At 64.9% G+C, this 12066-nt stretch carries 10 protein-coding genes; 9 read left to right on the top strand and 1 reads right to left on the bottom strand.

The annotated features are described in order from the left end of the window. Positions 1-26: 26 nt before the first annotated feature. On the bottom strand, positions 27-1883 hold the full coding sequence (locus RIN79_RS02390; RefSeq protein ID WP_309083012.1) for a feruloyl-CoA synthase: 1857 nt from the start codon (positions 1881-1883) through the stop codon (positions 27-29). 140 nt (positions 1884-2023) lie between these two features. Between RIN79_RS02390 and RIN79_RS02385 the strand changes: the two genes are divergently transcribed. The 9 genes from RIN79_RS02385 to RIN79_RS02345 all read left to right on the top strand — a co-directional run bounded on the left by RIN79_RS02385 (position 2024) and on the right by RIN79_RS02345 (position 12065). After that, a complete protein-coding gene (locus RIN79_RS02385; protein ID WP_309083011.1) occupies positions 2024-2803 on the top strand; it encodes a crotonase/enoyl-CoA hydratase family protein in 780 nt (259 codons plus the stop codon). Position 2804: 1 nt separating this feature from the next. Then, positions 2805-3296, top strand: coding sequence for a MarR family transcriptional regulator (locus RIN79_RS02380; RefSeq protein ID WP_309083010.1), 492 nt, complete (start codon positions 2805-2807; stop codon positions 3294-3296). A 28-nt stretch (positions 3297-3324) separates the two neighbouring features. Then, positions 3325-4194 (top strand): amidohydrolase family protein, encoded by an 870-nt coding sequence (locus tag RIN79_RS02375; RefSeq protein ID WP_309083009.1) that lies wholly within the window; start codon positions 3325-3327, stop codon positions 4192-4194. 70 nt (positions 4195-4264) lie between these two features. Further along, positions 4265-5386: a C4-dicarboxylate TRAP transporter substrate-binding protein gene (locus tag RIN79_RS02370; protein WP_309083008.1), complete on the top strand. Its 1122-nt coding sequence runs from the start codon at positions 4265-4267 to the stop codon at positions 5384-5386. 56 nt (positions 5387-5442) lie between these two features. Then, a complete protein-coding gene (locus RIN79_RS02365) occupies positions 5443-5991 on the top strand; it encodes a TRAP transporter small permease (protein WP_309083007.1) in 549 nt (182 codons plus the stop codon). Continuing rightward, complete coding sequence (locus RIN79_RS02360; protein ID WP_309083006.1) at positions 5988-7295, top strand: TRAP transporter large permease subunit; 1308 nt, start codon at positions 5988-5990, stop codon at positions 7293-7295. The genes RIN79_RS02365 and RIN79_RS02360 overlap by 4 nt, the downstream gene beginning before the upstream one ends. Before the next feature lie 194 nt (positions 7296-7489). Beyond that, positions 7490-8857, top strand: coding sequence for a malonyl-CoA decarboxylase (locus RIN79_RS02355; protein ID WP_309083005.1), 1368 nt, complete (start codon positions 7490-7492; stop codon positions 8855-8857). Positions 8858-8860: 3 nt separating this feature from the next. Continuing rightward, positions 8861-10402, top strand: a complete 1542-nt coding sequence (locus RIN79_RS02350; protein WP_309083004.1) for a malonyl-CoA synthase — start codon at positions 8861-8863, stop codon at positions 10400-10402. After that, complete coding sequence (locus RIN79_RS02345; protein WP_309083003.1) at positions 10392-12065, top strand: UGSC family (seleno)protein; 1674 nt, start codon at positions 10392-10394, stop codon at positions 12063-12065. The genes RIN79_RS02350 and RIN79_RS02345 overlap by 11 nt, the downstream gene beginning before the upstream one ends. Position 12066: the final 1 nt, after the last annotated feature.

The raw sequence follows: 12066 nt of genomic DNA, 5'->3' as shown, positions 1-12066 counted from the left end.
CAGCCCAGCCAGCCGCGTGCCGCGGCTCAGATCTCTATCACACGGTCGGATCCCGAATAGACCTCCTCCACCCACTCGTTCCGGTGGCGCAGGATGGCGCGCTGGTTGATCGAGCCCTTGTCGGTCATCTCGCCCTTGTCGAGGGAGGGGGGCGGATCGACCAGGATCACGCGGCGCACGAGGGTGGAGGATCCGGTGCTCTTGGCAGCCAGGGTCCTCAGCTTTTCCTGGAAATGTGCGCGCACGGCGGGATGGGCGAAGAGTGCGAGAGGTTCGGATGGCGCGTCAACGCCGGCAAGCCGCGCCAGAATCGCGTAGTCCGGGAATACAAGGGCAGCGATGAAAGGCCGGTCGGCCCCGGCCATCGCCACGTCGCGCACGGCTTCCCCAAAGTGGTTGATGAACTGCGTCCTGAGCGCGCCGGTGCTCACCCAGGTGCCTGTGTCGAGCTTGAAATTCTCCGCCGTCCGCCCGTCAAAGAAGAAGCCGGCCGTCATGTCGTCCGGGTCGGCGAAGCGGAGCGCGTCGCCGAAGCGGTAATAGCCTTCTTCGTCGAAAGCGTCGGCCGTGAGGGCAGGGGCGTTCCAATAGCCCGGTGTGATGTTGGGGCCCTTCACCCGAGCGTCGAGCTTGCCGTCCATGGGGACCAGCTTCAGCGAGACGCCGTGGCACGGCAGGCCCACATTGCCAGCCTTCTCCTGCGGCCAGGTGCACATCAGCGCGGCAGGCGCCGTTTCGGTAGCCCCGAGGCCCGTCGCCAGCAGGATGCGCTCGCCGGTCGTCTCCTCGGCAATCCGCTCCAGCGCATCCCAGGTATGCTGCGCCATGCCCGCGCCCGCATACCAGAGCATCTTGAGGTCCTTGAAGAAGTTCTGCCGAACCTTCTCGTCGGCCTCCAGATGCGGGATCAGCGCCTCGAAGCCCTTCGGCACGTTGAAATACCAGGTGGGCGAAATCTCCTTGAGATTGCGCACAGTCTTGGCGATCTCCCCGGGTGTGGGGCGGCCGTCGTCGATATAGAGCGTGCCGCCGTTGAAGAGCGGCATGTAGAAGACCTTGTTGCCGCCCGCCGTATGGTGCCAGGGAGCCCAGTCGAGCAGGACCGGCGGCTCGTCCTTGAAATAGATGAAGGTCTCGCGCGTCATGATCTGGTTTGAGCAGATCATGCGGTTGGTGTTGATCACCGCCTTGGGCGAGCCAGTGGAGCCGGAGGTGAAGAGGAATTTGGCGATCGTATCGCCGGAAACGCTGCGATAGGCCTCGTCCACTGCCGGTGTGGGCTCCGTCGTCAGCGCCCGCGCGAACTCTTCCTCGGGTCCCCGCGCGCCGCGCGTGAAGAGCCGAGGCGTGTCCGAGGCGACCGCCTCGATGGCCGGCGCGAACTGCTTCGCCTCGCAGGCGAAGATCAGGCCCGGGCGGATCGCCTGGAAGGTGTCGCGCAGCCGCGCGTAGTCCGTGGAGATCAGCGAATAAGCCGGAGAGATCGCCGCGTAGGGAATGCCGGAATAGGCGCAGGCGAGGCTGAGCAGCGCATGCTCCAGATCGTTGCCGGACAGGATAGCCAGCGGCGCGTCGACCGAGAGGCCGCGATCGATCAGGAACTGTCCCAGCCGCCGCGCCTTGGCGAGCGCGTCGGCATAGGTGAGCCGGCGCCATCCGCCGTCCGGCGCGCGTTCGGCATAAAGGGTTCGCTCCGGCGCCCGCTCCGCCCAATGGACCAGCATGTCGGCAATTCGCTCGGGATAGGGCGGGAGCGGCTCGGCCTGCTCCAGATAGAGGACGCCACCTTCCCCGTGCCGCACCACGATGTTCGGCTCCCAGAACCGCACGGGCCGATAGCGTGCCGTCGGTTTGGACGCCGGTGCGAGCGCCGCCTGGTCCATCGCTTGTCCTCCCCTGGAAAGCCGCCGCAATTCTAGCCGTCGCGAGACATCCTTGACAGCCATGATCGGGTTCGTTCAAAAAGTAATAATTGAATGTCGTACAGTGTCAATTTGCATAGTTGGCGCTCCAGAGGGCAGGCATGGCACTGGTAAGCTACGAACTCGCCGACGACATCGCGGTCCTGACGCTCTCCCGACCGGAGAAGCGGAACGCGATGAGCGATGCCATGCTCACCGATCTCGCGGTGGCCGTGGATCGGGCCGCGCGCGAGGCAAAGGCGGCGGTGCTTAGGGGCGAAGGAAAGCATTTTTGCGCGGGGCTGGACCTTGCCGAGCATGTGGAGAAAACGGTGATGCAAGGCATCGCCGGCTCGCGCGAGTGGCATGCCGTGTTCACCCGCATCCAGCGCGGGGCCATCCCCTATTTCGTCGCGCTCCACGGGGCCGTCGTCGGCGGCGGGCTGGAGCTTGCGGCGGCTGCGCATGTGCGGGTCGCCGACGCGAACACCTATTTCGCCCTGCCGGAAGGCCAGCGCGGCATCTTCGTCGGCGGCGGCGGGTCGGTCAATGTCAGCCGCCTGATGGGCGTCTCGCGCATGATGGATCTGATGCTGACGGGACGCGTGCTTTCAGCCGACGAGGCCGAGCGCTACGGCATCGTCAACTACCTCGCCGAGCCGGGAGGGACATTCGAGAAGGCGATGGAGCTTGCGCGCATCGCGGCCAGAAACGCGCCCCTGTCGAACTATGCCATCATCAACGCGCTGCAGCGCATCCATGACAGCGGCTATGACGAGGGGCTCTTCTTCGAGTCGATGATCGCGTCGCTGACGCAGGTGACGCCCGAAGCCCATGAGAGGCTGCGCGCCTTCCTGGAAAAAAAGGCCGCCCGGCTGGCCATCCCTGAAGCGGAGTCCTGACATGTCGCTGGCACGGGCGATCCAGACGGGACCGGTCGAACAGGCGGACGGCAAGGCCGGGCTCTCCTTCGGACCGTTCGAGCGCTCGGTGGGCTTCCTCCTGCGCATCGCCCAGCTCACCGTCTTCGAGCGCACTTTTGCCGAGCTGCAGCGCCGGGACGTGAAGATCGGCGAATTCACCATCCTGCTGGCGATCTCGGAAAATCCGGGCGTGCGGCAGGGCGTCATCGCCGACGTGTTGAAGATCAAGTGGCCGAACATGACCAAGCTCGTGCGTTCCCTGGAAGAGCGCGGGCTGGTGGAGCGCTTCGTGCCGCCGCACGACCGCCGCTCGGTGGAACTGCGGGTGACTGCCGCCGGGCGCGAACTGGTCGACGCCTTCGTGCCGCTGATGCAGGACGCCGACCAGCGGGCGCTCGCCATGCTCTCGGACGAGGAGTATGTGCAGTTCCAGCTTCTGCTCCGGAAGGCAGCGGGATGGCCGCCCCTATGAAAACCGCTGCCGCAATCGCGAGGGTGCCATGTTCGATCCTGATGCGCTGATCGCCATCGATTTCCACACCCACGCGGAAGAACCGTGCGGCACGCATGCCGATGACGGCTATGACGACTTTCAGGCGGCGATGCACACCTATTTCCGCTCGCCCTTCAAGCATCCGCCGACCATACCGGAGACGGCTGCCTATTACCGCGAGCGCAAGATCGGTGCGGTGATCTTCCCGGTGGACGCCGAGCGGGAGAGCGGCTATCGCCGCTACAACAACGAGGAGATGGCCGAGCTCGCGGCGGAGCACCGCGACGTCCTGATCCCCTTCGCCAGCATCGATCCAGCCAAGGGCAAGATGGGGGCGCGCGAGGCGCGGCGGCTGGTCGAGCATTTCGGCATACGCGGCTTCAAGTTCCACCCGACCTTTCAGGGATTTTACCCCAACGACCGCAGCGCCTATGTGCTCTACGAGGCGATCGCCGAGGCGGGCGTGCCGGCGCTCTTCCACACCGGGCAAACGGGCGTTGGCGCGGGCATGCGTGGCGGCAACAATATGCGCCTCAAATATTCCAACCCCATCTATCTGGACGATGTCGCCGCCGATTTTCCGGACATGCAGATCATCATGGCGCATCCCTCCTTCCCCTGGCAGGAGGAGGCACTGGCGGTGGCCACGCACAAGCACAATGTGTGGATCGACCTTTCCGGATGGTCGCCAAAATATTTCCCGCCGATCCTCGTGCGCTACGCCAATTCGCTGCTGAAGGACCGCGTGCTGTTCGGCTCCGACTGGCCGGCGATCCTGCCGGACCGCTGGCTCGCGGATTTCGAGAAGCTCGACATCAAGCCCGAAGTAAGGCCGCTCATTCTGAAGGAGAACGCCCGCCGGCTATTGAAGATCTGAAAAGGCCGTCGGGAGGTTGGCCTTCAATAACACGTGCGATCAGGGGATCGCGCATAAAGGAGGAGACGTCATGAAATCAGTACTAGCAACCGCCGCACTGGCACTTACCCTATGCGTATCCGGCTTCGCGGCTGAAGCACGCGACCTGAGGCTTGCTCCCGGCGCGCCGCCGGCCCACCCGGCCCATACGCCACTTTATTCCACGCTTATCGAAGAGCTGCCCAAGGAGACGAACGGCTCGCTGACCGGGACCATGCTGGGAACGGAGGTCGTCAATATCGGCGGCATGAAAGGGGCGCTGCAATCGGGTGTGGCCGAGGTCGGCAACCTGCTGCCGCTCTATTTCCCCGGCGACCTGCCCAATTCGGCACTGGTGGGCGATCTCGCCTTTCTTGGCCGCAACCCGCATGTGATGGGCGCGGCGACGACCGAATACATCGCCACCTGCGAGGACTGCCAGGCCGAGTTCGCCAAACTGGGCGCCGTCTTCCTGGGTGCAGGTTCCTCGGACGTCTACGTCCTGCTCACCACCAAGCCGGTGCGCACGCGGGCCGATCTGCAGGGGATCCGGCTCAGAAGCGGCGGTGCGCCTTTCGCCCGCTGGGCGGAATATGTCGGCGCCTCGCCGGCGAGCATCCCCGTCAGCGATACGTTCGAAAGCATGTCGCAGGGCGTCATCGACGGAAGCATGGGTTCGATCTCCGATCTCGTCTCCTATCGGCTCGTGGACCTCGCCCGTTATGTCATCGAGCTGCCGCTCGGCACGTATCACGCGACCTCCAACTTCACCGTGAATTCCGACACCTGGAAGGCGCTGACGGCCGAGGAGCGGCGCGGCTTCGTCCGGGCGGCGAACAAGGCCAATGCCGCCTTCACCCAGAACTGGGGCTTGGACAGGCCCAGCAAGTCGCGCGAGGCGGCGAGAGAGGCGGGGCTCGAGTTCATCCAGCCGGAACAGGAGCTGGTCGATCTCACCGCCGCATTCGTGGAGGAAGACTTGAAGGCCGCCGCCGGGATCGCCGAAAGCCAGTACGGGATCAGCGACGCCGAAGCCAAGATTGCCCGCTTCCGCGAACTCGTCGAGAAATGGACCGGCCTCGTGGACAAAGCCGGAAACGATCCGCAGGCCATCGCCGAGGTTGTCCAGGCGGAGGTCTGGGACAAAGTCGACTACGAAAAATACGGGATGTAGGCGCCGCGCGGCGCGGAGTTCCCCCGCGCCGCTACCCTCTTGCGGAAGAAATCTCGATGCGCGCGCGTATCCTCACCCTTGCCCGCCATCTCACCGACTTCCTGGCGCTTGTTGGCGCCGTGGGCGTGCTCGCCATGCTCGTCCACGTCACCGCCGACGTCGCGGGGCGGCAGCTCTTCTCGCGCGGCTTGCCGGCGACGGTGGAGATCGTATCGCGCTATTATATGCTGCTCATCGCCTTCCTGCCGCTCGCCTGGACGGAGCGGCGGGACGAGATGATCAGCGTCGACATCCTCGAGAGCCTGTTCAAGGGGCCTTTGGACCGGGTCAACCGGGCCTTGGTGCATCTCCTCAGCCTCGCCGCCTTTCTGTTCCTGGCCTACACAACCTGGTTTGCCGCCATGCGGGAATATGAGGCCAAGAGCTTCGTCCTGTCGCTGAGCGTCGCCATACCCGTCTGGCCGGGTTTTTTCATATTGCCCGTGGCTTTCGCGCTGGGCAGCCTCGTCTCGGTCCTTAAACTTTATCTCTGCCTGGCCGGGCTGGACGATACCCAGGAAGCCAAGGCCTTCACGGAAAAGAGCGAACAGGGATCGGCACCGTGAGCGTCACGACCGGGTTTTTGGGGATAGGTGCGCTTCTCGTCCTCCTGGCTCTGCGGGTGCCGGTCGCCGTGGCGCTGATCATCGTTTCCTTCGCCGGCATCTGGCTGATGCTTGGCTTCACGCCGGCGGTCGGGATTCTCACCACCACGCCCTATGATTTCATTGCCAGCTGGACGCTCTCCGCCGTTCCGATGTTCCTTCTGATGGGCTTCGTGGCCTATCACGCCGGGCTCACGACGAGCCTGTTCGGCGCCGCCGACAGGCTGCTGCGGCGCGTGCCTGGCGGGCTGGGTATGGCCGGCGTGCTTGGCTGCACCGGCTTTGCCGCCGTCTGCGGGTCGAGCCTTGCCTGCGCGGCCGCGATGGGGCGGATCGCCATACCCGAGATGATCAAGGCCGGCTACCGCCCGAGCTTTGCGACGGGAACGCTGGCGGCGGGCGGCACAATCGGCGCGCTGATCCCGCCCTCCATCCTCATGATCATCTATGGCGTGTTCGCCGAAACTTCCGTGACGAAGGTGTTTCTGGGCGGCATCTCGGTCGGCGTGCTGACGGCCGTGGCGTACTGCCTGCTCATCTACAGCGTCGCCAAGCTGCGTCCCGACATCATCCCCCCGGCGCCGAAGGACCTTCAGCCCTCTTCGCAGGTGAGCCTGTTCAGGGCCGTGTGGCCGCTCCTGGCGCTCATCCTGCTCGTCTTCGGCGGCCTGTTCAGCGGCTTGTTCACGGCCACAGAAGCGGGGGCGATCGGTGCGGCAGGAGCCATCGTCATCGGCCTCGCCGTGCGCGAACTGAGCTGGCCCCGCTTCCGCCTGGCGCTGCTCGAAACCGTCGGCACCTCGGTCTCGCTCTTCATCATCGGCGTCGGCGCGGTGATGTTCACCCGCTTCCTGGGGCTTAGCGGCGCGGCCGGCTTCATCAGCGCCGCAATCAACGCCTGGGATCTCAACTATGTGGAGCTGATGACGATGATCGTCATCCTCTACCTGATCCTCGGCATGTTCATGGAGCCCTTCGGGGCCATGCTGGTCACGCTTCCCGTGCTCCTGCCGCTGCTCAATGCGGCATCCATAAACCTCGTCTGGTTCGGCGTGCTCCTGGTGAAGCTGCTCGAGGTCGGCATGATCACGCCGCCGCTCGGCATGAATGTCTTCGTCATCCGCAACGTCGCCGCGAGATATGCCAGCCTCAACGACGTGTTCCGCGGCGTGACCTTCTTCATCCTGGCAGACCTGGTGATCATCGTCCTCCTCATCGCCTTCCCCGAGCTGGTGATGGCGATCGCGGACCTGCGGGCGCACTGAACGCCTACGCTGGGCGGGGGTGGTGGTGCCCCGTTCCATTTTCTGACCTGCCGGCTCTCTCTCTCCGCACGAAAGGGACCGGCTGTGGTGATGAGCGCGCGCTTAGTCCTCCATCGGTGTATTTTACCTTCCGGGGGGGCATTGCATGCTGCAAACAACATATTGTATGCAATGTCAGGCGAAGGATCGGAGCCATGTGGTCGCAAGCGCGTCTTGGAAAGCGGCTGGAATTTTCCACATTCGTGGCGGACCTGATCCAGGCGCTCACGGATCGTCGCTGGCCCTCGCTCAGCCTGCCCGGCAAGGCCAAGGAGGCCGATCTCGGCGCGATGTGCGAGATCCTGCTGTCGCGCCGGGGAGAGGCCTCGGGCGTGGCGCTCGCCTCGATCATAATCGACACCTATGCAAAGGCCGATCCGGAAGCGCAGCATGCCTTCCTCCAGACGCTGCTACGGCGCTTCGACGTCGACCAGGGGGCGCTCGCGCAAGCCATTCACGCCTATGGCGAGGAGCAGGGGCCGGAAAGCGCCGGCAGGCTGCACAAGGCTGCCGAGCCGATGCGTCAGGAGCTTTTCCGTCGGCTGAACATGGCGCCGGGCGGGACGCTGGCGCTGGTGCGCATGCGCGAGCATCTGCTTCAGCGCCTGGACGAGGAGCCGGAACTTGCGGCGGTCGACGCCGACTTCGTCCATCTTTTCACCTCCTGGTTCAACCGTGGCTTCCTGACCCTGCAGGCGATCGATTGGCGCACCCCGGCCAGCATCCTCGAAAAGATCATCCGCTACGAGGCGGTGCACGAAATCACCGACTGGGATGAGTTGCGCCGGCGGGTGCAGCCGGTCGACCGCCGCTGCTTCGGCTTCTTCCATCCGCAGATGCCGGACGAGCCGCTGATCTTCGTCGAGGTGGCGCTTGCACGGGAGATCGCCACCTCGATGGACAGTTTGCTCTATGCGGAGCGGACGCCGATCCCCGCCGAAACGGCGGCGACGGCGGTCTTTTACTCAATCTCCAACTGTCAGGTGGGGCTGAAGGGCATTTCCTTCGGCAACCTCCTGATCAAGCAGGTGGTCACCGACCTTCAGCAGGAATTGCCGAACTTGCGGACGTTCGTCACACTGTCGCCCGTCCCGGGCTTTGCCGACTGGCTCGGCGGAGAACTGGCCAGACCTTCGTCGCGGCTGATCGGCAATGGCGACCGGGATGTTCTCGCCGCGGCCGATCTCCTCGACCCTGCAGCGCAGGATGCGGATGTCCGCGCCGCACTGCTGCGGGGGGCCGCCGCCTATCTCCTTCATGCAAAGCGCGGCGACGGCCGGCCCCTCGACCCGGTCTCCCGCTTCCATCTGGGCAATGGCGCCCGGCTTGAGCGCATCAACCTTTTGGCCAACAGGTCCGCATCGGCCATGAAGCAGTCCTTCGGCATCATGGTGAATTATCTCTACGACCCAAGGGCGATCGAGGAGAACCACGAGCGCTTCGCCGAGAACGGGGAGGTGATCGCCTCGCCGGAGGTGCGCCGGCTCATCCAGCTCGGCATTGTCGAAATCGAGAAAGCATAGCCCATGGCGGACAATCTATTCTCGCATCTGATCTCGAATGCTGACGCCGACCGCACCGCCCTCATAATCCCGGGCGGGGGCGTGGTGAGCTATCGCGACCTCGACCGGATGTCGGCGCGCCATGCCAACGCGCTCGGCGCGCTTGGCGTGAAGCGGGGCGACCGGGTGGCCGTGCAGGCGGAAAAATCCCTGGGCGCCGTGCTGCTCTATCTCGGCGCGCTGCGCCTGGGGGCGGTCTACCTGCCGCTCAACACCGCCTACACGACGGCGGAGACTTCCTATTTCCTGTCGGACGCGGAGCCGGCGCTCTTCGTCTGCGATCCCGCTCGCGAAGGAGCCGCCCGGGACCTTTGCCGCGACGGGCGGACAACGGTGGCAAGCCTCGGCGGGAGCCTTGATCCTGTCGTCGACGAACAGGAGGACCGCTTCGAAACCGCAGCGGTTTCGGCGAGCGATCTGGCGGCGATCCTCTACACCTCCGGAACGACCGGGCGCTCCAAGGGAGCGATGCTCACCCATGGCAACCTTCTCTCCAATGTGGCGGCGCTGAAGGAGTGCTGGCGATACACAGCCGAGGACACCCTGATCCACGCGCTGCCGATCTTCCACACGCATGGCCTGTTCGTGGCCCTCAACCTGACCTTCTTCTCCAAGGCTTCCGCCATCCTGCTGCCGAAATTCGATCCCGACGCGATCATGCAGGCACTGCCATCCGCCACCGTTCTGATGGGCGTCCCCACCTTCTATACGCGGCTCCTTTCCCATCCCCGCCTGACGGCGGAGGCCTGCCGGCATATGCGAGTATTCATCTCGGGCTCCGCGCCACTCCGCGCGGAGACCCACGAGGGATGGCGGCGGCGCACCGGCCACGCCATCCTGGAGCGCTACGGCATGACCGAAACGAATATGAACACCTCCAATCCCTATGACGGCGAGCGCCGCGCGGGCACCGTCGGCTTTCCGCTGCCGGGGGTGAGCGTGCGCATCGTCGACCCAGCGACGAACGTGCCGGCGGGCACGGACCAGATCGGCATGATCCAGGTCAAGGGCCCCAACGTCTTCAAGGGCTATTGGCGCATGCCCGAGAAAACCGCAGCCGAATTCACCCCGGACGGCTTTTTCATTACCGGCGATGTGGGAAAGGTCGACGGCGACGGCTACATCCACATCATCGGGCGCCAGAAGGACTTGGTGATCACCGGCGGATATAATGTCTATCCGAAGGAGATCGAGACCGAGATCGATGCCGTTCCGGGCGTGGCTGAAAGCGCCGTCTTCGGCGTCGAGGACGCGGATATGGGCGAGCGCGTCATTGCCGCCGTCGTGCCGGACGGCAGCCGCGATATCAAGGCGGAGGACATCGAGGCGCATCTCTCGGAGCGCCTCGCCCGCTACAAGCGGCCGAGCGACATCATTTTCCTTACGGAACTGCCCCGCAACACGATGGGCAAGGTGCAGAAGGACGTGCTGCGCCGGCACTATGCGGAAGGATGGGCGCCGGTCGCGGCACGCCCGAATGCCAGGGAGGTCGAGAATGCTCGCTGAACAGGAACGCGTATCCACCAGTTCGAAGATCACGGTGCTCGACCCGCGCGGCTACCCGCCTGCGGTTACCGGCAAGACTCCCGCCCCGCGTCTCGGCACGCTCGACGGCAAGACCATCTATCTCGTCGACAGCCGCTTCGACGACTCCATCGAACTCCTGAAGCAGATCGAGATCTGGTTCCGGGAGTTCATGCCCGGCGTGAAGACCAAGATCGTCCAGATGGCGAGCACCTATGCCAAGGACGATCCGCAGCTCTGGGAAGAAATTCGCGCCAACGGACACGGCGCCATCCTGGGAGTCGGCCATTGCAGCACCTGCGCGCCCGCCGTCTGCACCCACGCGATCACGCTGGAGACGAAATACGGCGTGCCGACCGTAGCCGTGCACACGGACAAGTTCGAGAAAGTGGTGAAATCGGTCACCCGCATGGGCGGGCTGCCGCAGCTTCCCCTGGTCTTTGTGCCCCAGCCGGTCATGGGCAAGAGCCCGGCGGAGCTGCGCGACTATGTCATGGGAACCGATCCCGTCCGCGGCGCACCGGTCATGCGGGAGATCGTTGAGGGTATGACGGTGGGGCTGGTGCAGACCACCTCGGCGGACCTGGTCGCCTCGAAGTCACCGACCGACCGCCTCCTTCCGCCCGACACGGAAGAGAACCTGCACGAGCTTTTCCTGCGCAACAACTGGACCGACAAGCTGCCGATCGTCCTGCCCACGGAAAAGCGCGTGGCGGAGATGCTGAAGGGCACGAGCCGCCGTCCCGACGAGATCGTCGGCAAGATGCAGCCGACGGCCAATCGCGGGGCCTGGAGCTATACGGTCGAGAAGGTGGCGGTGAACGCCGTCATGGCCGGCGCGCGGCCGGAATATTTCCCGGTCATCCTAGCCCTTGCCGCAACCCAGGTGAGCGCGCGGGGAAGCACGTCGAGCTCCGGCGCCGCCATGGCCGTGGTCAATGGACCGATCCGGCACCAGATCGGCATGAACACGGGCATCGGCGCTCTCGGGCCCTACAACCACGCCAATGCGACGATCGGCCGGGCCTACGGCCTCCTGTCGCAGAATCTGCAGGGCGGGTCCGTGCCCGGCGAGACCTTCATGGGCTCGCTCGGCAACAACTACGCCTATAACAGCGTGACCTTCGCCGAGAACGAGGAGCGCTCCCCCTGGGAGCCGTTGCATGTGCAGAAGGGCTTTGAGGCGGACACCAGCACCGTCAGCGTCTTCTTCGGCTGCCGCTCGACCACCTTCTCTCTCGGCCTGCGCGAGAAGCATTGGCGCGAGCATGTGCGGGACATGCTGCTCGGCACGGACGCCGTGACTGCGCCGGTGCTGCTGCTCGACCCGATCGCCGCGCGTCAGTTCGTGGAGCGCGGCGGCTTCAGCAAAAAGGCCGACCTCATCGCCTGGCTGCATGAGACGGCGCAGATGCCGGGCAGCCGTTACTGGGACCTGCAGCTCATCCAGAACTATGTCTACCCGCGCGCCACTTTCGGCGAGGAACCGATGGCGGGCGAGCTGAAGAAGGGCCCGGACGCGATGGTGCACATCTTCCGGCTGCCGGAGATCAATGTGATCGTCGTGGGCGGCGAGAGCAACGGCTACTGGCAGATCATGGGCGCCCGTTACCAGACCACCATCTCCGTGGACGAGTGGCGCTAGG

Origin of the sequence: Chelativorans sp., assembly GCF_031180965.1 — a bacterium.
In the GTDB taxonomy this organism is placed as follows: Bacteria; Pseudomonadota; Alphaproteobacteria; order Rhizobiales; family Rhizobiaceae; genus Chelativorans.
This window is presented reverse-complemented; position numbering and strand designations above follow the sequence as displayed.